The sequence below is a fragment of the Rhizobium sp. BK377 genome (assembly GCF_014193935.1).
Classification (GTDB): domain Bacteria; phylum Pseudomonadota; class Alphaproteobacteria; order Rhizobiales; family Rhizobiaceae; genus Rhizobium.
Window position 1 is genome coordinate 1,008,264 of sequence record NZ_JACIAC010000002.1, and the last position, 21,471, is coordinate 1,029,734.

The following is a 21,471-nucleotide window of genomic DNA, read 5'->3' on the forward strand; positions in this document are numbered from 1 at the left end:
TGGCACAGAGGAGTTCGTCATGAGAGGTTTTCGAGGTGGCTTCGTCGGCGAGGCGATGCGTATGGGAATGGGCCGCCGGTTTTCCGCCGGCGAATTGCAGACGATCCTGCTGGCGCTGCTCAAGGAGCGTCCCAGCCACGGTTATGAACTGATCAAGACGCTGGAGGAGCGCTCCGGGGGCTTTTACGTCCCAAGCCCGGGCGTCATCTATCCGGCGCTGACCTATCTGGAAGAGACCGGACTGGCGGAAGTGGAAAACGACGGGGCAAAGAAGCTCTACAAGATCACCGAGGCTGGCCGTCAGAAGGTGGAAGAAAACCGCGACATGATAGACCAGACGCTTGCCAAGCTGGAGCGCATTGCCGAGGGCATGGCCTTCGTTAACCGCATGTTCGATCCCGACCAGCCCCAAGGCGGTAGCGGTGGGGGCCGCGATGGCCGCGGCCATCGGCGTCGTGATCACGAGGACGATGAATTCGGCCGCGACCACAGCAACGTCCATGCCGCACGCCAGCTGTTGCGTTCCGCCCTGCGCATGCGCCATCCCTGGTCAACAAGCGAGGCTGCCAGGATTTCCGGGATTCTGGAGCGTGCAGCCATGGAGATTCTGCAGGGCGGCAAGACCGACCCGCAGCAGGACTAACGTCGCTTGGGGTGGCGGCCTAAGTCGCCGCCCTATCAGTCCCCGGCCTTCAGGAGACCGCTTGCCAAGGATCGGAATGCTTCGACGACCCTTGCCAGAACGGCATGAGGATCATCCGCTGCAGCGATCCAGAGTGCCGCGCTGAGCGACGCTCCGTTGAGCAGGCGGGCCGCGGCCTCCGCATCGACGGATCTGACCGTCCCTTCATCAATCAGCGCCTGCATGGTCTGGGTCGTCGTGCGAAGGCAGGCATTCTGGCTCGGCCATTGCGAGGGATCACCCAGCACAGCCGGTCCGTCGAGCAGCATGATGCGCTGGATTTCCGGCTCCAGCGCCATTTCGATATAGGCGGTGTATTCCGCGAGAAGGCCAAGCCAGGCCGTCTCCGCCCGGTCGCGCTCGGTGCGCAGCCGCTCCCCCATCTCTGCGTCGATCTGATCGATCACGGCCTGCAGCAAGCCCTTCTTGTCGCCAAAATTATGATAAAGCGCGCCACGCGTCAGACCGACATCGGCGGTCAGGTCATCCATGGATGCCGCCGCATAGCCCTTAACCGCGAAGGCTTTCCGGGCGGCCTGGATGAGCTTCGCCCGCGTCTGCTCCATCATCTGTATCCGGGTTCTTGCGGTCATCATGATCTCCAAAATTCACATACGCATCGTATGCGTATTGACATACGCCGCGTATCTCCTGATATATACACATACGGAGCGTATATCAATTGCGGCTCCGCATGACGGGCGAGACCCGTATCCACGAATGCTTCCCCTCTCACGACGAACGCGTGTTCGGCGATGGGTACCTTTTTGTCTACAGGAGAAAAACAATGACCAAGCGTGACGCGATTTTCCCAGCCGGCCGGCAGGCGCTCTATGAAATCAACCGCTATTCCGCGGCGATCCGTTCCGGCGACCTGCTCTTCGTCTCCGGCCAGGTCGGCAGCCGTGAGGACGGATCGCCCGAGCCCGATTTCGCAAAGCAGGTGCAGCTTGCCTTCGACAATCTGAAAGCCGTGCTGGCGGCTGCCAGTGCCACATTCGACGACGTCGTCGATGTCACGAGTTTCCATACCGATCCGGAAGCGCAGTGGCAGATCATCTCGGATATCAGAATGAAGGAAATCGGCGAGGCGCCCTATCCGAACTGGACGGCTGTCGGCGTAAACTGGCTGGCAGGCTTCGATTTCGAGATCAAGGTCATCGCCCGCCTGCCGCAGTCGGCCTGAAGCAAAACATGAGCGCCGCGCAAAGCGCATGCGGCGCTCTATGAAATCCTGATCACCTCAAGTTCCTGATCGCCGACAGCGACGATATCTCCAACGGCCTTACCCATGAGGAGCCGAGCGACCGGCGCGACATAGGAAATCGATCCGGCTTTCGGATCGGCCTCGTCCTCTCCGACGATGCGATATGTCTGGACACGTCCATCGTCGCGGCTGAAGGTAACAGTGCTACCGAAGGCAACGATTTCAGCCGAAGCCGGAGCAGGAACGAGCTGAGCCGTGCGGACGCGTTCGACGAAATAGCGCAGGTCGCGCAGAGGGTTTGCCTGCTGCCGCCGCCGTTCGTTGACGTCTTCGATCGCGCTCGCAGCCTCATAGGCGTTACGCGCTTCCCGCACCTGCAGTTCGAGCGCCTTCAGTCCGGCTTCCGTGACGAGATTTGGATGAGGCGAAATCGCGCGATCCGGCAGCAGTGTTTCGGATGCGGTTTCGGCACTTTCTTCCTTGGTGAAGGCAACAGCCATCTCGACCTCCAACAGTGAAGGGCGTTGCCCCTCAAGCCGCCAATGTCAGAATAATCGGCCCGTTGCGGGTCGCAATGACAGTGTGTTCATACTGCACCGTCGGAGCCTTGGGATCGCCATAGAGCGTCCAGGCGTCATCGCCGCCCTCCGCCCATGTGGCGCCGAGAGAGAGGAACGGCTCGACGGTAAAGACGAGGCCTTCGGTCATCATGCGCCGTTCGGACGGGTCAGGCCAGGTTGAAAGCTCGGCCGGCTCCTCGTGCAGCGAACGGCCGACGCCGTGGCTCGCGAGATTGGTGACGAGCGTATAGCGGTTCTTCTGGGCAAAGGCGCCGACGGCGTTGCCGATCTTGGCCAGCGGCTCGCCGGCCTTCACCTGGTTGAGACCGACCCAGAGCGCCCGCTTGCCGTCCCGGCAGAGCTTCTCGATCCGGGATTTGACTGGCGGCACGGCGAAGGAAGCGCCGGTATCGGCAAAGAAGCCGTCCTTTTCCGCCGAAACGTCGATATTGACGAGATCGCCGGGGCGGATGACGCGCGGGCCGGGAATGCCATGGGCAATTTCCTCGTTGACACTGATGCAGGTGGCGCCGGGAAACTGGTAGCAGAATTCCGGTGCTGAGCGCGCGCCTGCATCTTCCAGGACCTTGCGGCCGATCTGGTCGAGTTCCAGCGTCGTCATGCCGGGCTCCATGGCCGCCGCCATCACCTGTATGGCATTGGCGCAGATGCGTCCGATATCCTTGAGTTTGGTAAGTTCCTCGTCGTTCTCGACAACCATAGACCCGTTCCGCTTCACCCGAGAGCGACAGGCTCTTCGTCAAGCGGTGGCTTTCGCGCCTTCGGAAGCCTCAGTCAATGCCTTTCTGACGATCGGCGCCACTTTTGTCCCGTAGAGCTCGATGCCGCGCATGACCTGATCATGCGGCATCAGGCCGATTGCCATCTGCAGCAGGAAACGGTCGTTGCGGAAAACCTTGTGGGCGGCAATGATTTTCTCGGCCACGAGTTCCGGATCGCCGAGGAAAAGATTGCCGGTCGGGCCGCGGGAGATGTCGAAGTGCGCTCGGTTCGTCGGTCCCCAGCCGCGCTCGCGGCCGATACGGTTCATCACCTCGGCCTGCGGGCCGTAAAACTGATCCGCGGCCACATCCGTCGTATCGGCAATGAAACCGTGCACATTGATGCTGGTCTTCAGCTTCGCTGCATCCTGCCCTGCCCGGCGGGCAGCTTCCCGATAGAGATCCAACAGTGGCGCAAAGCGGGGATATTCGCCGCCGATGATGGCAAGCGCCACCGGCAAGCCGAGCGCACCAGCGCGCGCCACGGACTGCGGCGTGCCGCCGACCGCGATCCACAAAGGCAGCGGATCCTGCAACGGCCGGGGATAGACGCCGCGCCCGCTGATCGGTGCGCGCAGCTCGCCCTGCCAGTTGATCATCTCGCCATCGCGCAGAGCCAGAAGAAGATCGAGCTTCTCTTCGAAGAGCTGGTCGTAATCTTCGAGATTGTAGCCGAAGAGCGGGAAGGATTCGATGAAGGAGCCGCGCCCCGCCATGATTTCGGCACGGCCGTTGGAGATCAGATCGAGCGTCGCAAACTGCTGAAACACCCGCACCGGATCGTCGGAGGAAAGAACCGTAACGGCGCTGCTGAGGCGAATGTTCTTCGTCTTCGCCGCAGCGGCGGCGAGTGCTACCGCCGGCGCCGAAGCCACATAGTCAGGCCGATGATGTTCGCCAAGCCCGAAGACATCAAGGCCAACCTGATCGGCAAGCTCGATTTCTTCGATCAGATGCTTGATCCGCTCGGCCCCCTCCACTCCCTTGCTGCGGGACGGGTTGGGGTTGACGTCTGCGAATGTATAAAGGCCCAGTTCCATGGTCGGCATCCTGTTTAACTTGCCCCTGAGATAAGGACCGGCAAGGTTCGGAGCAAATGGAAATTCTGGAACGGATCGTTCGATAAAGTTGATGGCCGCGTCAGGCCGGCGACTCTCACGGATCGATGATCTCGATGCCCATTCATTGAGAATTGCAAGACGCGGTATCCCATGGACACACGGCCTATTTTACCACCGACCGCCCCGCCTCTTCCTGCATCTTGTCGATCTGCCGGCGGATATGGGCCGCTTCCGCAGCCGAATGGGCAAGGGCAATCGCGCGATCGAAGGCGATCCGTGCCTGGGCGATGCGGCCGAGCTGCTTCAAGAGATTGCCGTGCAGGCCGTGATAATAGAAGTAACCGTCGAGCTTTTCGCCAAGCGGCTCCATGAGGTCGAGCGCCGCCTGCGGGCCACGAAGCTTGGAAATCACGACAGCGCGGTTCAGCGTCACGACAGGTGAAGGCTGGACGCGTTCGAGCGCACGGTAGAGCAGATCGATTTCCACCCAGTCTGTATCCTTGGCGCGTTTGGCGCGGGAATGAACGGCAGCAATTGCCGCCTGCAACTGATAGGGGCCGGGCTTGCGATGACGCAGCGCCTTGTCGAGCAGCGCCAGCGCTTCGTTGATCAAAGGCTGGTTCCAGAGCGAACGGTCCTGATCCTCGAGCAAAACGATCTCATCTTCGGCGCTGAAGCGTGCCTGCCGGCGGGAAATCTGCAAGAGCATCAGGGAAAGCAGCCCCATGAGTTCCGGTTCGGCGGGGAAGATATGCAGCATCAGCCGCGCCAGCCGGATCGCCTCGTCGCTGAAAGCCGCTGCCTCTTGTTCCGGATCCGCCTGGCTGTAGCCCTCGTTGAAGATCAGATAGATCATCGTACTGACGATGATCAGCCGCTCGGCCCTCTCCTGCGGGCTCGGCGTCTCGAACGGCACGCCAGCCTTTGCCACCCGCGCCTTGGCCCGCGTGATGCGCTGCTCCATGGCGCTTTCGGAGACGAGGAAGGCACGCGCGATCTGCGTCACCGACAGGCCGGAAACGATGCGCAGCGCCAGCGCGATCTGCTGGGTGGCCGGCAGGTCCGGATGACAGCAGATGAAGAGCAGCCGCAGGATATCGTCGCGATAATGGGAATCGTCCAGCCGATCGGCAATATCGCTTTCGGCGTCCTCCTTGTCTGAAATCTGATCCTCGTCCGGCAGGGCCTGAATCTTCGCCCGCTTGCGCACCGCATCGATGCCGCTGTTGCGGCCGACGAAGATCAGCCAGGCCGTCGGGTCGCGCGGCGGCCCTTTTTCCGGCCAGGTCCGGATCGCCCTCAGGCACGCCTCCTGAAACGCCTCTTCCGCGGTATCGAGATTGCGGAAATAGCGCAGCAGCGCGCCGAGCGCCTTCGGCCGGGCCGAGGCAAGCGCGAGGTCGATCCAGGCAATGTCTGTCATGATGCGATCTCTCCCGGCCTGAAGGTGTAGAACGGCCGAATTTCGTAAGAGGTGGAACCCGGATTGACCGCCGAAAGCTCTTTGGAAAAGGCGATCGCCTCATCCAGCGTTTCGAAATCAACCGTATAGAAGCCGAGAAGCGCCTCTTTCGTTTCCGCAAACGGACCGTCGACAACGAAGGCCTCGTCCCTGCCCTTGCGCACGGTCGCTGCGGTCGTCGTCGGCATCAGCCGGCCGGTCGGGCCGAGCTTGCCGGCAGCGGCAAGCGGCTCGATCACGGCATGGAGATTTCCCATGACGGCTGCCTCTTCCTCCTGGGTCCAGGTGAAGACGGTTTCCTCATTGGCGTAGCAAAGGATTGCATAAAGCATCGGTAGCTCCTCTTTCCGAATGACGAATGAGTAACCGTTTGACCGACAGGCCGCATCAAAAAATTGTAGATGGGAAAACTGATAGATCCGATGGAAGCATTCGATTAACTCGGCACACCGGCGCGGCCATTACCGCCATTGAGTTGTTCGATTTGGCGGCCCCGAAAGCTATCGGTGCTTTCCATCACGACGACAACCTCTTGACGAGGATACAGGTCACAGCTGCGCCCCGGTAAGCTTAAAGCCTACCCTTCGCTCAGCGTCCGCTTCACCGCATTCTTCCAGCCACGAAGCTTCGCGGCACGTGTCTTCTCGTCCATCGAGGGCTCGAAGCGTCGGTCACGCTTCCAGGCCGTCGAAAACTTCTTCCTATCCGGCCACACCCCGGCTCTGCTGCCGGCAAGCCAGGCAGCACCGAGCGCCGTCGTTTCCAGGATGACGGGACGATCGACGGGAGCCTCCAGCAGATCGGCAAGGCGCTGCATCGTCCAGTCCGAAGCGACCATACCGCCGTCGACGCGCAGCACCGTATCCTCAGTTCCGTTCTTCCAGTCCTTCTGCATCGCTTCCAAGAGGTCGCGCGTCTGGTAGCAGACGGCCTCCAGCGCCGCGCGGGAAAGCTCCGCCGGCCCGCTGTTGCGGGTCAGGCCATAGATCGCGCCGCGTGCCTTGGCATCCCAATGCGGGGCGCCGAGACCGGTAAAGGCCGGCACGAGATAGACGTCCTGTGTCGGATCGGCCTCCTCCGCGAGATCATTCGTATCGGACGCCCTGTCGATGATGCCGAGGCCATCGCGCAGCCACTGAACCGCCGCCCCGGCAATGAAGATCGAGCCCTCCAGCGCATAGGTCGTCGCACCATCGAGGCGATAGGCGATGGTCGTCAGCAGCCGGTTCTTCGATCGCACCATATCGCTACCTGTGTTGAGAAGCGCGAAGCAACCGGTGCCATAGGTCGATTTCAGCATGCCCGGCTCGAAGCAGGCCTGGCCGATCGTCGCCGCCTGCTGGTCGCCGGCAACACCGAGGATCGGGATGGCTGCACCAAACAGCTCCGGATCGACGGTGCCGAAATCGTCGGCGCAATCCTTCACCTCGGGCAGCATGGCGGCCGGCACACGCAGGATATCGAGCAGATCCTCGTCCCACTCATTGGTCGCGATATTGAACATCAGCGTGCGCGATGCATTGGTCGCATCGGTGACAAAACTCTTGCCACCGGTCAGCCGCCAGATAAGGAAGGTATCGATCGTGCCGAAGCAGAGGTCGCCGCGCGCGGCCCTTGCGCGCGCACCCTTCACATTGGCGAGCATCCAGGAAAGCTTCGTTCCGGAGAAATAGGGATCGAGGATGAGGCCTGTCTTTTTCGTAAAGGTGCGCTCCAGATCCTGCCTCTTGAGATTGTCGCAGTAGCTTGCGGTGCGCCGGTCCTGCCAGACGATGGCATTCTGAATCGGCTTGCCGGTCTCGCGCTCCCAGACGACAGCGGTCTCGCGCTGGTTGGTGATGCCAAGTGCGGCAATGTCCTTTGCCGTAACCTTGGCTTCGCGCAGCGCCATGTGGATGGTGGAAACGACCGAATCCCAGATTTCCTCGGGATCGTGCTCCACCCAGCCGGAGCGCGGATAGAATTGCGTGAATTCCTTCTGGCCCATGCCGGCGATCTTCATGTCGCCGTCGAAGACGATCGCCCGTGTCGAGGTCGTTCCCTGATCGACCGCCAGAACATATCCGCCCATGCGATTCCTCCCGCTGCATGCTGTTGTCGTGGCAAATCAATAGGGCAGGTCCGCCTGGCTTGGAAGGGCGTAAGTGGCAGCGGCGCCCCACTTCCCGATTGCCAGCCCGACGCCTTTGGGCATAACCTCGCCCTACGCTGCAATGCAGCATCTCATAGCCAGGGAGGAAGAAGCATGAGCAGATCAGTCGTCGTCACCGGATCCACCAGCGGCATCGGGCTTGCGATTGCCACTGCCTTTGCCGCCAGGGGCGACAACGTCGTCATCAACGGTTTCGGAAAAGAAGACGAAATCAAAGCGATAGTCGAGCACCTTGAATCATCGTCGAAAGCCAAGGCCCTTTATCACCCGGCCGATATGACGAAGCCGTCAGAGATTGCCGATCTGATCGATACTGCCGCCAGGACCTTCGGGACGGTCGATGTGCTCGTCAACAATGCCGGCATCCAGCATGTCGAAAAGATCGAGGATTTTCCGATCGAAAAATGGGACCAGATCATCGCTATCAATCTGTCCAGCTCCTTCCATACGATGCGGGCTGCGATCCCGCTGATGAAGGCGAAAAAGTTCGGCCGCATCATCAATATCGCCTCGGCACACGGCCTGGTCGCGTCGCCCTTCAAATCTGCCTATGTCGCGGCAAAGCATGGTATATTAGGTCTGACGAAAACGGCAGCGCTCGAGCTTGCCGAATTCGGCGTGACGGTGAACGCCATCTGCCCCGGCTATGTGCTGACCCCGCTGGTCGAAAAGCAGATCCCCGACACCGCCAAGGCGCGCGGCATGACGGAGGAGCAGGTCAAGACCGAGGTCATCCTGAAAGCTCAGCCGACGCACGAATTCGTCAAGGCTGAGGAGATCGGCGCGCTGGCGCTCTACCTCGCGAGCGACGAAGCCCGGCAGATTACCGGCACGCATATCTCGATTGACGGAGGCTGGACGGCGGCATAACCATTTTAGAAAACAACCGGGAATACCATGAACGACAGCATCCGCTTCATCCTGAATGGCGAGGACGTTACCTTGGGCAACGTCCGGCCGACGGAGACTCTTCTCGATTTTCTCCGGCTGAAGCGGCGGCTGACGGGCACCAAGGAAGGCTGCGCCGAAGGCGATTGCGGTGCCTGCACGGTGCTGGTCGGCCGGCTGATCGACGGCAAACTCTTCTATGAATCCGTCAACGCCTGCATCCGCTTCATCGGCTCCCTGCACGCGACCCATGTGGTGACGATCGAGCATCTGGCGGCGAAAGACGGCGCACTGCATCCGGTGCAGCAGGCCATGGTAGACTGCCACGGTTCGCAATGCGGCTTCTGCACGCCCGGCTTTGTCATGTCCCTCTACGGCCTCTGGCTCTCCAACGAGAAACCGGATCGTGCCGAGATCGAACAGGCACTGCAGGGCAATCTCTGTCGCTGCACAGGCTATGAACCGATCGTCAAGGCTGCCGAACAGGTGAGCCTGCAGCGCCCGAGCACGCTCTTCGATCCACTTCAAAAGACCCGCGCCGAAATCATCTCTCGCCTCTGGGCCATGCAGGCATCCGATACGATCTCGATTGTATCAGAAGAAGGCCGCCTCATCGTGCCGCGCTCCGTCGATGCACTTGCGCGGGTGCTGGCGGCCGAGCCGACGGCAACCGTCATTGCCGGCTCCACCGATGTCGGCCTCTGGGTCACCAAGCAGATGCAGCACCTGAACCCAGTGGTCTTCATCACTCATCTGACGGAGCTTCAGACGATCACTGCAGGTGAATATGGCATCGCGATCGGCGCTGGCGTCACCTACACCCGCGCGTTTGACACCATTGCCCGGAAGATACCCGCATTTGCCCGCCTTATTACCCGCATCGGCGGTGAGCAGGTGCGCAACATGGGCACGATCGGCGGCAACATCGCCAACGGCTCGCCGATCGGTGATAGCCCGCCGCCGCTGATTGCGCTCGGGGCACAACTGACGCTGCGCTCGGCCGAAGGCGCCCGCACGATACCGCTCGAGGATTATTTCGTCGCCTATGGCAAACAGGACCGGAAGCCGGGCGAATTCGTCGAAAGCGTCTTCGTGCCCTATCCCGTCGCAGACGCCAAATTCGCCGTCTATAAGATCAGCAAGCGCCGCGACGAGGATATCACCGCCGTGCTCGGCGCCTTCTATCTCGTGCTTGACGAGGCCGAGCGTGTCACTGAGATCCGCATCGCCTTCGGCGGCATGGCGGCGATACCAAAGCGTGCCCGCAGCGTCGAGGCCGAATTGATCGGCAAAATCTGGAATGAAGCGACAATCGAGGCGGCCCGCCCCGCTTTCGACGCCGATTTCCAACCGCTGACGGACTGGCGCGCGAGCGCTGACTATCGCCAGCTTGCGGCCAAGAACCTGCTGACGCGCTTCTATCTCGAAACGGTCGGTGCGCCTGCCGAACTCAAGCGGTTCGAGGAGGTGGCGTGATGAAGATGGTATATGTCGGCACGAGCCGCCCCCTCATCCGCCCTTCGGGCACCTTCTCCCCGCTAGGGAGAAGGGGGAAACGAGACGGCGCGGGATCCCCTTCTCCCCAGCGGGGAGAAGGTGGCGGCAGCCGGATGAGGGGGCCGCACGGAACGACATCTCCTCGCGAAGGAGCCATCTGATGGACAAGTCCGCCTTCGAGGATCGCAAGCTCATTAACGGCCAAATGCACGTGTCCTTGCGCCATGATTCAGCGCATAAGCATGTCACCGGAAGTGCCGATTATATCGACGATATTCCAGAACCCGCCGATCTCCTGCACGGCGCACTCGGCCTGTCCGACCGCGCCCATGCCGAGATCATCTCGATGGACTTGTCGGAAGTCGCGACTTATCCCGGTGTTGTCTGGGTCTTCACGGGCAAGGACATTCCCGGCGTCAACGACACCAGCTCGAACGGCAGCCATGACGAACCGTTGCTTGCCGAAACAAAGGTCGAATTCCACGGGCAGCCGATCTTTGCCGTCATCGCCGAAACCCGCGAAGTTGCCCGCCGTGCGGCCCGCAAGGCGAAGATCGAATATCGCGATCTGCCGCACTGGAGCGATATCGACGGCGCGATTGCAAATGGCAGCCCGCTCGTCGTCTCCCCGATGACGCTGCAGCGCGGTGAAGCGAAAACCGAAATGGCTAATGCCCCGCGCCGGCTGAAGGGCCAGATGCGCATCGGCGGACAGGAGCATTTCTACCTTGAAGGCCACATCGCCATGGCGATCCCCGGCGAGGACGACGAGGTCTCCGTCTGGTCTTCAACCCAGCATCCGAGCGAAATCCAGCATATCGTCGGCCATGCGCTGAATATTCCTTCGAACGCCGTCACGGTGAATGTGCGCCGCATGGGCGGCGGCTTTGGCGGCAAGGAAACGCAGGGCAATCAATTCGCAGCGCTTGCCGCAGTTGCGGCCAAGAAGCTGAAGCGCGCCATCAAGTTCCGTCCGGATCGCGACGAGGATATGAGCGCCACCGGCAAGCGCCACGACTTCCGCGTCGATTATGAACTCGGCTTCGATGACGAAGGCCGCATCCATGCCGTCGACGCCACTTATTCGGCGCGCTGCGGCTTCTCGTCGGACCTGTCAGGACCGGTGACCGACCGTGCGCTCTTCCATGCCGATTCCAGCTATTTTTATCCGCATGTGCGTTTGACCTCGCAGCCGCTGAAGACGCATACCGTCTCCAACACCGCCTTCCGCGGTTTCGGCGGCCCGCAAGGCATGCTCGGCGCCGAGCGCTTCATCGAAGAGATCGCCTATGCCGTCGGCAAGGATCCGCTCGATATCCGCAAGCTGAATTTCTACGGCCAGCCTGGTTCCGGGCGCACGACGACGCCCTATCATCAGGAGGTCGAGGACAATATCATTGCCCGCGTGGTCGACGAGTTGGAGGAGAGCGCCGACTACCGCGCCCGGCGCAATGCCATCGTCGCCTTCAACCGCGACAACCGCTATATCCGCAAGGGCATTGCGCTCACACCGGTGAAATTCGGCATCTCCTTCACCATGACCGCCTTCAACCAGGCCGGCGCCTTGGTCCATATCTATCAGGACGGCTCGATCCACCTGAACCATGGCGGCACCGAAATGGGCCAGGGCCTCTATACCAAGGTGGCGCAGGTTCTGGCCGACAGGTTCCAGGTCGATATCGACCGCGTAAAGATCACGGCAACGACGACGGGCAAGGTGCCGAACACTTCGGCCACCGCCGCCTCGTCGGGCTCTGACCTGAACGGCATGGCCGCATACGATGCGGCACGCCAGTTGAAAGAGCGCCTCGTCGCCTTCGCCGCAGAGAAGTGGGATGTTCCGGCCTCCGAAGTCATCTTCCTGCCGAACCGGGTGCGGATCCGCGAGATCGAAATCCCCTTCCCCGATTTCATCAAGCAGGCCTATTTCGCCCGCGTACAGCTTTCCGCCGCCGGCTTCTACAAGACGCCGAAGATCCACTGGGACCGCAAGGCCGGCCGCGGCACGCCCTTCTACTATTTCGCCTATGGCGCCGCCTGCACGGAAGTGTCGATCGATACCCTGACCGGCGAATATCTCATCGACCGCACCGACATCCTCCACGATGTCGGCCGTTCGCTGAACCCGGCAATCGATATCGGCCAGGTCGAAGGCGCTTTCGTCCAGGGCATGGGCTGGCTAACCACCGAGGAACTGTGGTGGGATGACGAGGGTCGCTTGCGCACGCACGCACCCTCCACCTATAAGATCCCGCTCGCCTCCGACCGGCCGAAGATCTTCAACGTGCGCCTCGCCGAATGGTCCGAGAATGCGGAAGCCACGATCGGCCGTTCCAAGGCCGTCGGCGAACCGCCCTTCATGCTGGCCATATCGGTGCTGGAAGCACTCTCCATGGCCATTGCCAGTGTGGCGAACTACCGCGTCTGCCCTCGTCTCGATGCGCCCGCAACGCCTGAACGCGTGCTGATGGCGATCGAGAGGATGAAGAGGGTGTAACCATGACACGGCGCGAAATCCTTCCCGGTTTTGTGTCCGGCAGCGATTTCCGCGCCTTTCTGGCCCTCCAGCCCGAAGCGATCCTGATCGAAATATCAGGCACCCAGGGCTCGACACCGCGCGAGACAGGCACCTTCATGCTGGTTTCGGCGGCAAGCCTCTGGGGCACAATCGGCGGCGGCCAATTCGAATTCATCGCCATCGGCAATGCCCGCGAATTGATCGCCGGCACCGGCGGCAGAGATGTGATGGACATTCCGCTGGGGCCGGAAATCGGCCAGTGCTGCGGCGGCCGCACGCAACTGCGCTTCCGGCCTGTGACGGATGCAGTCAGGGATGAACTGGAGAGAAGGCAGGAGAGTGAAGCCGGACGCCGGCCGGAAGTCTATGTCTTCGGAGCAGGCCATGTCGGCCGTGCGCTCGCCGCGGCACTCGCGCCTTTGCCCCTCTCCGTCACCGTCATCGAGACACGGCAGGGCGAGCTTGCCAATCTCCCGGTTTCGACGAAATGCCGCCTCGTACCGATGCCGGAGGCGTTGGTGAAGGAGATGTCCGCAGGCGCGGCGCTCGTCATCCTCACGCACGATCATGCGCTGGATTTCCTGATCGCCCGCGAAGCGCTCGTTCGCACCGACCTTGCCTATATCGGCATGATCGGCTCGGCTACCAAACGGGCGACATTTGCAAGCTGGCTTTCACGCGAGGCAGGCGGCGAGCGCTCCTGGCTGGAGCGCCTCACCTTGCCGATCGGCGGATCGGCTGTGAAGGACAAGCGCCCCGAAGTGATCGCCGCGATGACCGCAGCCGAAATCCTGACCGCACTGGCGGCTTACCGCGACCGATCATCCTCATAACGCGGATCGCGTCCGTCCAGGAAACCGAGATCTCGCTTGATGCGATCGGGCGTGACCTCAATATCCAGCCGCGGCACCCGGCTGCCGATCCCACGGGCCAGCCGGCGAATAACGGTGGTGATCAATGCCTCTCTTGCGGGAGAATGGTTCGCTTCGATAGCTTGGCAATCCATGATATCACCTTGATGGTTTGATGAGACGATTGCAGTTTGCCGGGAAAAATGCTGCAATTCCAATCGAACAACCGTCTGCATCCATAAAGAGAACTTATCCATGAAACTGTCGAAGCAGTTCCCGCTGAATGCGCTTCGCGTGTTCGAAGCCGTGGCCCGGCTCGGCAGTTTCACCAGGGCCGGCCACGAGCTCGGCATGACGCAGACGGCCGTCAGCTACCAGATCAAGCTTCTGGAGGAGAATATCGGCGCGCCGCTCTTCCTGCGCATGCCGCGTCAGATTGAGCTGACGGAAGCGGGCGAACATCTCGCGCCCAGGGTCTCGGAGGCCTTCGCCATCCTCGTCGAAGCCATGGCTTCGATGCGCAAGACAACAGAAGAAACCCTGACGATTCATTCGACGGCGACTTTTGCCCAGCAATGGCTCTCGCGCTATCTGGGCTCGTTCCAGCTAGAATTTCCTCATATTGCCGTGAGGCTCGTTACCTCGGGCCATATCGTGGACTTCCAGAAAGAGGCCGCCGATGTCGCCATCCGCTGGGGCCGCGGCGATTGGCCAGGCCTCATCAGTCATCGCATCATGAAACTCGACTTCGCCCCCATGCTGAGCCCGAAGCTCGCAGCCGAGATCGGCGGCGTCCACGAGCCGGAAGATCTTTTGAAACTAGCCCTGATCAGCGCCGGCGATCCTTGGTGGGCGCAATGGTTTGCTGCCGCTGGCGTCAAGGACCCCGATCTCTCCCGCTATCCGAAAAGCGAATTCGGCACCCAGATCCTCGATGCCAGCATCGCCATCGCGGGTGGCGGTGTCGCCATGCTCAATCCCGGCCACTTCCAGGACGATGTCGCCGCCGGCAGGCTTTACCAGCCCTTCGAACTGACGGGCAGCGACGGCCGCGATTACTGGCTTGCCTATCCCGAAAACAGGCGGAACGTGCCGAAAATCAGAAATTTCCGGAAATGGCTGCTGGAGAAATTCGATGTGCAGCAGGCCTGATCGTGCCGTGAAAATGGAAGAGAGTGCGTGTGGCTCAGTAACCCATGTCCGGTGCATAAAAACATCGCGGCGTATCCTCGTTCGGGAAGAGGCAGATGTGATAATCGCTGTCGCCCGAATGCATTGCCTTGGTCATCGGCAGCAGAAAGACGTGATAGCGTGTCACAAGCCGGTGATCGCCAGGCTTCAGCGTCACGCGATAGCCATCCGGGGTAATGGCAACGGTCTTGGACGGGATCATCTGGCAATCGCCGTTATGAGCATCTCCGTTGCAACAGTAGGGGTCGTAACTCCATCCTGTGGGTGCGTCGTGGGCTGTCGCGAACGACGCATAAGCAATCATCACACATGTCAGAATGCTGCGCATGGGCATCTTCTCCGTTGATGAATGCGCCGCGGTTTCGTGCGGTTTCCACCTCATTCCGGCGGCTTGTGTTTTAAAACTGTAATCCCATCTTCACATTTCAGGAAATCGTTTGCTCCACATCGGAGCATACGCGGCGGATAAGATGTCGCAGAAATTAGTGGTTTTTTAAGGATGCGAACGCGACGCCGGCCCCGCAGCGCTGCATACGGCCGGCTCGCCACCTCAAACTGCGATGAACAGATATTCAAATGGAAGAGCAGCGATAGACCCGGAGCCGGGTTGAAACCGGAAACCGGACTGTCGGATGGAGGCGGAGGATTGCCGCTCTTAGTGCTTCTTCTGCTGCTCGGAGGCCGCGACGCGGTTCAGCATCGCGACCATTTTCGTCTTGATCGAACCATAGGTGCCGAGCTCGAAATTGCAGCTGAAGCAGGTGATGATGTCGCTGTCGATCGGCTGCGGGCGCGGAAACTTCATGCGCGTGTTGCGGCACTTCGGGCAAGGGACTTCGATCTGCATGTTTCAGCGGCTCCTTAATAGCATGGTTGCCGATGCCTTAGCACAAATGCCGCACCCGGCAAGCTCTTCCTGCAATCTCCACTGCGGCAAGAAACCCCACGTGCCCCCTTTCCTCACGCCGGAATTTCTCGCAATCTCACGAGTCGGAAGAAGAACAGGGGAACTGAATGTATGAATATGCAATAGCCTGGGAGTGGCTGGCCTTTGCGGCGCGCTGGTTCCACGTCGTTACCGCGATCGCCTGGATCGGGTCGTCCTTCTATTTCATCGCGCTCGACCTCGGCCTGGTGAAGCGCCCGCATCTGCCCGTTGGTGTTCACGGCGAGGAATGGCAGGTCCACGGCGGCGGCTTCTACCACATTCAGAAATACCTAGTGGCGCCGGCCGAGATGCCGGAACACCTGACCTGGTTCAAGTATGAGAGCTATTTCACCTGGCTCTCGGGCTTCCTGATGCTCTGCATCGTCTATTACGGCGGCGCCGATCTCTTTCTTATCGACCGCCATGTGCTGGATATTTCCAAGCCGGTGGCAATCCTGATCTCGCTCGCATCGCTCGGCTTCGGCTGGATTGTCTACGACCTGCTCTGCAAGTCACCGCTCGGAAAGAACACCTGGGGCCTGATGGCGGTGCTCTATGTTGTGCTGGTTTTTATGGCCTGGGGCTATACGCAGGTCTTCACCGGCCGCGCCGCCTTCCTGCATCTTGGCGCATTCACGGCGACGATCATGTCGGCCAATGTCTTCATGATCATCATTCCCAACCAGAAGATCGTCGTCGCCGACCTGATCGCCGGCCGCACGCCAGATGCCAAATATGGCTATATGGCGAAACAGCGCTCGCTGCATAACAACTACCTGACGCTGCCCGTCATCTTCTTCATGCTGTCGAACCATTATCCGCTGGCCTTCGGCACCGCCTTCAACTGGGTGATCGCCGCACTGGTCTTCCTGATGGGCGTCACGATCCGCCACTGGTTCAACACCACCCATGCTCGGAAAGGCAGGCCGACCTGGACCTGGATCGTCACCGTCGTGCTCTTCATCCTCATCATGTGGCTATCGACGGCACCGAAGATTCTGACCGGTGAGGATCAGAGCGCATCCGTCGCCCCCGCATTCCAGCAATTTGCCGGCGATCCGCATTTTCCCGCCGTCAAACAGCTGATCGGCACACGCTGTTCCATGTGCCATGCGGCAGAGCCGGTCTATGAGGGTATCGCCCGCCCACCGAAGGGCGTAATCTTGGAAAATGACGCAGAAATCGCTGCGCACGCCCGGGAAATCTATATACAGGCGGGCCGCAGCCATGCCATGCCGCCGGGGAATGTGACCGACATCACACCGGATGAGCGCAAGCTGCTCGTCGCCTGGTTCGAAAGCGCAGTCGAAGGCAAACAAGAATGACCATGACACTCGTGCGCGGGCGCCTACTCTCCTTCCGCCGCGCTCCGCTCAGCCTCGCCGATAGCGAGAGCTATTTCTACGAGACAGACGGTGGTCTGTTGATCGAGAACGGCATCATCGCAGCTGTCGGCACCTATACCGACGTCAAGGCCAAGGCACCTGCCGAGGTCGCCGAAATCGATCACCGCCCGCATCTGATCATGCCCGGCCTCATCGACATGCATCTGCATTTCCCGCAGATGCAGGTGATCGCTTCCTATGCCGCAAACCTTCTGGAATGGCTGAATACCTACACGTTCCCGGAGGAGTGTCGCTTCGTCGAAAGCGCCCATGCCGAGAAGATTGCCAAGCATTTCTACGACGAGTTGATCCGCCACGGCACGACGACGGCCGTCGCCTATTGCTCGGTTCACAAGACCTCGGCCGATGCCTATTTCGCGGAAGCCATGCGCCGCAACATGCGCATGGTCGGCGGCAAGGTGATGATGGACCGCAATGCGCCGCAAGGCCTGCTCGATACGCCTGAGATGGGTTACGACGAGACCCGGCAGGTGATCGCCGACTGGCACGGTAAGGGCCGCAACCATGTCGCCATCACGCCGCGCTTCGCGATCACTTCCACGCCGGCCCAGATGGAGGCAACGGCAGCCCTCGCACGCGAATTCCCCGATCTGCACATTCAGACGCATCTGTCGGAAAACCACGACGAGATCAAATTCACCTGCCAACTCTATCCTGAGGCGGCCGACTACACCGATATCTATGCACGCTATGGCCTGCTTGGGCCGAAAAGCCTCTTCGGCCATGCCATCCACCTTTCAGACCGCGAAGCCGATGCCATGAGCGAGAGCGGCGCAGTCGCCGTCCATTGCCCGACCTCGAACCTCTTCCTCGGTTCCGGCCTCTTCCCGCTGAAGGCGCTCGCCCGCCGCGAAAAGCCGGTTCGTATCGGTGTCGCCACCGATATCGGCGGGGGCTCCAGCTATTCCATGCTGCGGACGATGGACGAAGCCTACAAGATCCAGCAATTGCTCGGTGAGCGCCTGAACCCGCTCGATAGCTATTACCACATGACGCTCGCCAATGCCGAGGCGCTGTCACTCGCCGACAGGATCGGCACGCTGGAACCAGGCACCGAGGCAGACCTCGTCGTTCTCAATGCCACCGCAACACCGGCCATGGCCCTGAAAATGGAGGTCGTAAAGACGCTTTCGGAGGAACTGTTCCTGCTGCAGACCATGGGTGACGACCGCGCCGTTGCGGAAACTTATGTGGCGGGCGTCGCGATGAAAAGCGGGCTTTAGCAGGGCGGTGGCCTCACGGCAAACTCCTCTGAAATCAAATACCAAAGGCTGAAAAAGCGTGGTATTCGACCACGTCATCAGATGTGAAAGTTTGCTAATGACCAAGCCGCTGACCATCGCCGATCTCAAGAATATGGCTCAGCGCCGCGTCCCGAAGATGTTCTTCGACTACGCGGATTCCGGCGCCTGGACGGAATCGACCTACGCCGCCAACGAAGCCGATTTCCGCGACATCAAGCTGCGCCAGCGCGTGCTGGTCGATATGAGCAACCGCACGCTCGAAACCACGATGATCGGCCAAAAGGTGTCGATGCCGGTGGCCCTTGCCCCGACGGGCATGACCGGCATGCAGCACGCCGATGGCGAGATGCTGGCGGCGCGCGCGGCGGAAGAATTCGGCGTGCCCTTCACGCTCTCGACCATGAGCATCTGCTCGATCGAAGATGTCGCCTCCGTCACGACGAAGCCCTTCTGGTTTCAGCTCTATGTCATGCGCGACCGAGGCTTCGTGCTCGATCTCATCAACCGCGCCAAGGCCGCCAAATGCTCTGCACTGGTGCTGACCGCCGACCTGCAGATTATCGGCCAGCGCCACAAGGACCTGCGCAACGGCCTCTCGGCACCGCCGAAACTCACGCCGAAGCATATCTGGCAGATGGCGACGCGCCCTTTCTGGTGCATGGAGATGATGAAGACGAAGCGCCGCAGCTTCGGCAACATCGTCGGCCACGCCAAAGGCCTCGCCGATCTTCCCTCGATCACGACTTTCGCGAATGAACAATTCGACCCGCAGCTATCGTGGAGAGATGTCGCCTGGATCAAGGAACAATGGGGCGGCCCGCTGATCATCAAGGGCATCCTCGATGTCGAGGATGCCAGGCACGCAGCCGAAACCGGCGCCGATGCCATCATCGTCTCCAATCACGGCGGCCGCCAGCTCGATGGCGCCCCTTCATCGATCAGCATGCTCCCCAGGATCGTCGATGCTGTCGCCGACCGCATCGAGGTGCATCTCGACGGCGGCATCCGTTCCGGGCAGGACGTGTTGAAAGCCGTAGCGCTCGGTGCCCGCGGCACCTATATCGGCCGGCCCTTCCTTTATGGACTTGGCGCCATGGGCAAGGACGGTGTCGCGCTGGCACTCGAGATCATCCGCAAGGAGATGGACATCACCATGGCATTGTGCGGCAAGCGCGATATCAAGGATGTCGACTCCTCGATCATCGCCGGACGGCAGTGAGGGGCAGAATGCTGCAGAAGACGCGGTAATGCCGACGATCAACGCGAAGTTCAAGGCCCAAGATCAAGGGCCGGCCAAGACGCGCCCGCTGAAACGAGCCCGTTTTGGTCCTGACTTTCAGCGATGTTTGCCGTGGTTTACTCCATCCTGAACCGGGCATGGCAGGTCGTGCAGGTCTGCAGCAACAGGTGGAAGACATGTTCAGCCGGCATCGCCGAGAGCTCCCGCTCATTGCGGACTTGGGTGCCGAGCGGACCGCCGCCCATGGCCTCTCCAGGCTTCATGCGCATCCCGGCCGGCATCGGTCCGGGGTTTTTCTCCGCGGCTGCGTCCAGCGCGGCAGCATAATCGCGCAGGTCATTCGCGATGCGGTCGAACCGGTCGCGCTCCTCGATGATGTTCGGCTTGGCCTTCGATTGCGGGCTGGCCGCCTCGGATGCGAAGTGTCCGGAGAGAACACTTCCCGATCTGTCGCGGATGGTGTCGGCGGCCCATCTGAACTCGGCGGCCTTGTAGCTCCCCGGATCCTTGAACATGCCGGAGATCGTCTTCGCCGCCGCGGCCATGGCTTTCATGTCCGCCTGCCGAAGGGCTACGACATCCTCCGCCGCCGGCGACGGGATCGCCGTCAGCAGGACCGCTCCGACGACCGGGAGCAGTCCCCATCTCTTCACGTAAACCGTCTGTTTCATGAGCGCTTCGTCCGAATCCGTCGCCTGCCACTTGCGACGGATATCCATTCTCATCTGGGCAGGAAGAGGGCGGCGATGCGCGCTCGGTCACGCTGCCATCTTGCGGCAGCTCTCTGCACAGCGGCGGCACACGTCGACGCAGCTCTGCATGTCGCCGATCCGTTCGCAGTCGTCGGCGCACTGGGCGCAGATTTCAGCGCATTCCCGGCAGACATGCTTATGGTGCTCCGAGCCGATCAGCATAAAATGCGCAGAGGTCCGGCAGATCTCCGCGCAGGCCATCATCAGCTTGAAGTGCGCAGGCTTCGTGTGCTCGCCGCCCAGTTCCAGGCAATGGCCCATGGCCATCGACAGGCATTCGCCGTAGCAGGCCAGGCAGTTGTCGATGCAGGCCTTCATCTCAGTTGACATATGATGCATGGCGCAATCTCCTATTTGACTTCCTTGTCGACCCACTTGGACATCTCCTCGATCTCCTTTTTCTGGGCTTCGATGACCTTCTGGGCCATCTGCTTGGCCTCGTCGTTGTCGCCATATTTGAGTTCAACCTCCGACATGCTGATCGCTCCCATGTGGTGGGCGATCATGCCGCAGACGAAGGAGACGTCAGCGTCCTTCTTCATCATTCCCTGCATCATATTCATGCCCATGGTCTTCATGCCTTCCATCGACGCCTTCTGATAGTCGGTCATTTCGCCCATGTGCATGTCCGCCGAGGACATGTCCGTCTTCGCTATGTCCATGCCCTGGGACTTGCATTTCTCCGGATAGGCCATTGTCGACTGGGCGGAGGCGCCCGACGGGAGGATTACGAAGGAGGCCGCGGCGGCCGCCATGGACAGGGCAAGGTTGGTGAACGTCTTCATGTTTCGATCTCCGAAATCTGGTTGAGGGATGGTCGGTCTCAGTCTTGCGGAGATCGGGGCGGCGGATCGATCGCGCGGATCAGCAGCAGCGCCCGAGGGGCGGACGGTATGTCTTCATGCGGACCCGGCTCGAAACGCGGAGCCGCGAGCACCGCGGGTTCCGGAAGGATCGGACAGCAGTGCACTGTCGAGCAGCACGCAATCTGCTGCGCGCATGCTGCTTCGGCGGAGCGATGATGTTCCGCGGCGACAACACAGTGCCGAC

23 protein-coding genes are annotated in these 21,471 nt (G+C 60.9%); 10 read left to right on the top strand and 13 right to left on the bottom strand.

From position 1 onward, the window contains the following. The first annotated feature begins 19 nt into the window (after positions 1-19). Positions 20-643: a PadR family transcriptional regulator gene (locus FHT92_RS13740; RefSeq protein ID WP_183741250.1), complete on the top strand. Its 624-nt coding sequence runs from the start codon at positions 20-22 to the stop codon at positions 641-643. Positions 644-678: 35 nt separating this feature from the next. Here FHT92_RS13740 and FHT92_RS13745 read toward each other — a convergent pair whose 3' ends face one another. Continuing rightward, positions 679-1,275 (bottom strand): TetR/AcrR family transcriptional regulator, encoded by a 597-nt coding sequence (locus tag FHT92_RS13745; RefSeq protein ID WP_183741851.1) that lies wholly within the window; start codon positions 1,273-1,275, stop codon positions 679-681. A gap of 194 nt (positions 1,276-1,469) precedes the next feature. Between FHT92_RS13745 and FHT92_RS13750 the strand changes: the two genes are divergently transcribed. After that, complete coding sequence (locus FHT92_RS13750) at positions 1,470-1,868, top strand: RidA family protein (protein WP_183825877.1); 399 nt, start codon at positions 1,470-1,472, stop codon at positions 1,866-1,868. 38 nt (positions 1,869-1,906) lie between these two features. Here FHT92_RS13750 and greA read toward each other — a convergent pair whose 3' ends face one another. From greA to glpK, 6 genes are all read right to left on the bottom strand, one after another. Beyond that, entirely contained in the window at positions 1,907-2,389 is a 483-nt protein-coding gene (gene greA / locus FHT92_RS13755) for a transcription elongation factor GreA (RefSeq protein ID WP_183741254.1), read from the bottom strand. Positions 2,390-2,420: 31 nt separating this feature from the next. Continuing rightward, on the bottom strand, positions 2,421-3,170 hold the full coding sequence (map, locus tag FHT92_RS13760) for a type I methionyl aminopeptidase (protein ID WP_183825880.1): 750 nt from the start codon (positions 3,168-3,170) through the stop codon (positions 2,421-2,423). Between the two features lie 39 nt (positions 3,171-3,209). Further along, positions 3,210-4,271, bottom strand: a complete 1,062-nt coding sequence (locus tag FHT92_RS13765; RefSeq protein WP_183825882.1) for an LLM class flavin-dependent oxidoreductase — start codon at positions 4,269-4,271, stop codon at positions 3,210-3,212. Positions 4,272-4,455: 184 nt separating this feature from the next. After that, on the bottom strand, positions 4,456-5,715 hold the full coding sequence (locus FHT92_RS13770) for an RNA polymerase sigma factor (RefSeq protein ID WP_183825885.1): 1,260 nt from the start codon (positions 5,713-5,715) through the stop codon (positions 4,456-4,458). Then, positions 5,712-6,086 (bottom strand): YciI family protein, encoded by a 375-nt coding sequence (locus FHT92_RS13775; RefSeq protein ID WP_183825888.1) that lies wholly within the window; start codon positions 6,084-6,086, stop codon positions 5,712-5,714. The genes FHT92_RS13770 and FHT92_RS13775 overlap by 4 nt, the downstream gene beginning before the upstream one ends. 245 nt (positions 6,087-6,331) lie before the next feature. After that, positions 6,332-7,825, bottom strand: coding sequence for a glycerol kinase GlpK (glpK, locus tag FHT92_RS13780; protein WP_183825891.1), 1,494 nt, complete (start codon positions 7,823-7,825; stop codon positions 6,332-6,334). Between the two features lie 174 nt (positions 7,826-7,999). On the opposite strand from glpK, the gene FHT92_RS13785 reads away from it, so the two are divergent. The 4 genes from FHT92_RS13785 (at position 8,000) to xdhC (ending at position 13,642) form a co-directional block, all read left to right on the top strand. After that, complete coding sequence (locus FHT92_RS13785; protein ID WP_183825894.1) at positions 8,000-8,776, top strand: 3-hydroxybutyrate dehydrogenase; 777 nt, start codon at positions 8,000-8,002, stop codon at positions 8,774-8,776. Between the two features lie 27 nt (positions 8,777-8,803). Beyond that, a complete protein-coding gene (gene xdhA / locus FHT92_RS13790) occupies positions 8,804-10,270 on the top strand; it encodes a xanthine dehydrogenase small subunit (protein ID WP_183825897.1) in 1,467 nt (488 codons plus the stop codon). Between the two features lie 181 nt (positions 10,271-10,451). Beyond that, a complete protein-coding gene (gene xdhB, locus FHT92_RS13795) occupies positions 10,452-12,788 on the top strand; it encodes a xanthine dehydrogenase molybdopterin binding subunit (protein WP_183825899.1) in 2,337 nt (778 codons plus the stop codon). 2 nt (positions 12,789-12,790) lie between these two features. Next, on the top strand, positions 12,791-13,642 hold the full coding sequence (xdhC, locus tag FHT92_RS13800; protein WP_183741272.1) for a xanthine dehydrogenase accessory protein XdhC: 852 nt from the start codon (positions 12,791-12,793) through the stop codon (positions 13,640-13,642). Here xdhC and FHT92_RS13805 read toward each other — a convergent pair. Next, complete coding sequence (locus FHT92_RS13805) at positions 13,618-13,815, bottom strand: hypothetical protein (RefSeq protein ID WP_183741852.1); 198 nt, start codon at positions 13,813-13,815, stop codon at positions 13,618-13,620. The two genes, xdhC and FHT92_RS13805, sit on opposite strands and share 25 nt — an antisense overlap. Positions 13,816-13,915: 100 nt before the next feature. Between FHT92_RS13805 and FHT92_RS13810 the strand changes: the two genes are divergently transcribed. Continuing rightward, positions 13,916-14,812: a LysR substrate-binding domain-containing protein gene (locus FHT92_RS13810; protein ID WP_183741274.1), complete on the top strand. Its 897-nt coding sequence runs from the start codon at positions 13,916-13,918 to the stop codon at positions 14,810-14,812. Between the two features lie 34 nt (positions 14,813-14,846). Here the strand turns inward: FHT92_RS13810 and FHT92_RS13815 are convergent, their stop codons facing one another. Continuing rightward, positions 14,847-15,179 carry a hypothetical protein gene (locus tag FHT92_RS13815; protein WP_183741276.1) on the bottom strand — a complete coding sequence of 111 codons (333 nt, stop codon included), beginning with the start codon at positions 15,177-15,179 and terminating at the stop codon, positions 14,847-14,849. A gap of 327 nt (positions 15,180-15,506) precedes the next feature. Further along, positions 15,507-15,698: a hypothetical protein gene (locus FHT92_RS13820; RefSeq protein ID WP_183741278.1), complete on the bottom strand. Its 192-nt coding sequence runs from the start codon at positions 15,696-15,698 to the stop codon at positions 15,507-15,509. Between the two features lie 167 nt (positions 15,699-15,865). Between FHT92_RS13820 and FHT92_RS13825 the strand changes: the two genes are divergently transcribed. The 3 genes from FHT92_RS13825 (at position 15,866) to FHT92_RS13835 (ending at position 19,648) form a co-directional block, all read left to right on the top strand. Continuing rightward, on the top strand, positions 15,866-17,104 hold the full coding sequence (locus FHT92_RS13825) for a urate hydroxylase PuuD (protein ID WP_183825902.1): 1,239 nt from the start codon (positions 15,866-15,868) through the stop codon (positions 17,102-17,104). After that, complete coding sequence (gene guaD, locus FHT92_RS13830) at positions 17,101-18,408, top strand: guanine deaminase (RefSeq protein ID WP_183825905.1); 1,308 nt, start codon at positions 17,101-17,103, stop codon at positions 18,406-18,408. Before FHT92_RS13825 ends, guaD begins: the two co-directional genes overlap by 4 nt. A gap of 97 nt (positions 18,409-18,505) precedes the next feature. Next, positions 18,506-19,648 (top strand): alpha-hydroxy acid oxidase, encoded by a 1,143-nt coding sequence (locus tag FHT92_RS13835; RefSeq protein WP_183741284.1) that lies wholly within the window; start codon positions 18,506-18,508, stop codon positions 19,646-19,648. Between the two features lie 137 nt (positions 19,649-19,785). Here FHT92_RS13835 and FHT92_RS13840 read toward each other — a convergent pair whose 3' ends face one another. From FHT92_RS13840 to FHT92_RS13850, 3 genes are all read right to left on the bottom strand, one after another. Further along, complete coding sequence (locus tag FHT92_RS13840) at positions 19,786-20,340, bottom strand: cytochrome c (protein WP_183825908.1); 555 nt, start codon at positions 20,338-20,340, stop codon at positions 19,786-19,788. Positions 20,341-20,427: 87 nt separating this feature from the next. Continuing rightward, positions 20,428-20,760, bottom strand: a complete 333-nt coding sequence (locus FHT92_RS13845; RefSeq protein WP_183741288.1) for a four-helix bundle copper-binding protein — start codon at positions 20,758-20,760, stop codon at positions 20,428-20,430. An 11-nt stretch (positions 20,761-20,771) separates the two neighbouring features. Beyond that, a complete protein-coding gene (locus FHT92_RS13850) occupies positions 20,772-21,206 on the bottom strand; it encodes a DUF305 domain-containing protein (protein WP_183741290.1) in 435 nt (144 codons plus the stop codon). Positions 21,207-21,471 lie beyond the last annotated feature (265 nt).

What these genes read in the sequence shown, in the direction of transcription:
- FHT92_RS13740 (WP_183741250.1), top strand. Translation starts at nt 20, where the DNA reads ATGAGAGGTTTTCGAGGTGGCTTCGTCGGCGAGGCGATGCGTATGGGA.
- FHT92_RS13745 (WP_183741851.1), bottom strand. Translation starts at nt 1,275, where the DNA reads ATGACCGCAAGAACCCGGATACAGATGATGGAGCAGACGCGGGCGAAG.
- FHT92_RS13750 (WP_183825877.1), top strand. Translation starts at nt 1,470, where the DNA reads ATGACCAAGCGTGACGCGATTTTCCCAGCCGGCCGGCAGGCGCTCTAT.
- greA (WP_183741254.1), bottom strand. Translation starts at nt 2,389, where the DNA reads ATGGCTGTTGCCTTCACCAAGGAAGAAAGTGCCGAAACCGCATCCGAA.
- map (WP_183825880.1), bottom strand. Translation starts at nt 3,170, where the DNA reads ATGGTTGTCGAGAACGACGAGGAACTTACCAAACTCAAGGATATCGGA.
- FHT92_RS13765 (WP_183825882.1), bottom strand. Translation starts at nt 4,271, where the DNA reads ATGGAACTGGGCCTTTATACATTCGCAGACGTCAACCCCAACCCGTCC.
- FHT92_RS13770 (WP_183825885.1), bottom strand. Translation starts at nt 5,715, where the DNA reads ATGACAGACATTGCCTGGATCGACCTCGCGCTTGCCTCGGCCCGGCCG.
- FHT92_RS13775 (WP_183825888.1), bottom strand. Translation starts at nt 6,086, where the DNA reads ATGCTTTATGCAATCCTTTGCTACGCCAATGAGGAAACCGTCTTCACC.
- glpK (WP_183825891.1), bottom strand. Translation starts at nt 7,825, where the DNA reads ATGGGCGGATATGTTCTGGCGGTCGATCAGGGAACGACCTCGACACGG.
- FHT92_RS13785 (WP_183825894.1), top strand. Translation starts at nt 8,000, where the DNA reads ATGAGCAGATCAGTCGTCGTCACCGGATCCACCAGCGGCATCGGGCTT.
- xdhA (WP_183825897.1), top strand. Translation starts at nt 8,804, where the DNA reads ATGAACGACAGCATCCGCTTCATCCTGAATGGCGAGGACGTTACCTTG.
- xdhB (WP_183825899.1), top strand. Translation starts at nt 10,452, where the DNA reads ATGGACAAGTCCGCCTTCGAGGATCGCAAGCTCATTAACGGCCAAATG.
- xdhC (WP_183741272.1), top strand. Translation starts at nt 12,791, where the DNA reads ATGACACGGCGCGAAATCCTTCCCGGTTTTGTGTCCGGCAGCGATTTC.
- FHT92_RS13805 (WP_183741852.1), bottom strand. Translation starts at nt 13,815, where the DNA reads ATGGATTGCCAAGCTATCGAAGCGAACCATTCTCCCGCAAGAGAGGCA.
- FHT92_RS13810 (WP_183741274.1), top strand. Translation starts at nt 13,916, where the DNA reads ATGAAACTGTCGAAGCAGTTCCCGCTGAATGCGCTTCGCGTGTTCGAA.
- FHT92_RS13815 (WP_183741276.1), bottom strand. Translation starts at nt 15,179, where the DNA reads ATGCGCAGCATTCTGACATGTGTGATGATTGCTTATGCGTCGTTCGCG.
- FHT92_RS13820 (WP_183741278.1), bottom strand. Translation starts at nt 15,698, where the DNA reads ATGCAGATCGAAGTCCCTTGCCCGAAGTGCCGCAACACGCGCATGAAG.
- FHT92_RS13825 (WP_183825902.1), top strand. Translation starts at nt 15,866, where the DNA reads ATGTATGAATATGCAATAGCCTGGGAGTGGCTGGCCTTTGCGGCGCGC.
- guaD (WP_183825905.1), top strand. Translation starts at nt 17,101, where the DNA reads ATGACCATGACACTCGTGCGCGGGCGCCTACTCTCCTTCCGCCGCGCT.
- FHT92_RS13835 (WP_183741284.1), top strand. Translation starts at nt 18,506, where the DNA reads ATGACCAAGCCGCTGACCATCGCCGATCTCAAGAATATGGCTCAGCGC.
- FHT92_RS13840 (WP_183825908.1), bottom strand. Translation starts at nt 20,340, where the DNA reads ATGAAACAGACGGTTTACGTGAAGAGATGGGGACTGCTCCCGGTCGTC.
- FHT92_RS13845 (WP_183741288.1), bottom strand. Translation starts at nt 20,760, where the DNA reads ATGCATCATATGTCAACTGAGATGAAGGCCTGCATCGACAACTGCCTG.
- FHT92_RS13850 (WP_183741290.1), bottom strand. Translation starts at nt 21,206, where the DNA reads ATGAAGACGTTCACCAACCTTGCCCTGTCCATGGCGGCCGCCGCGGCC.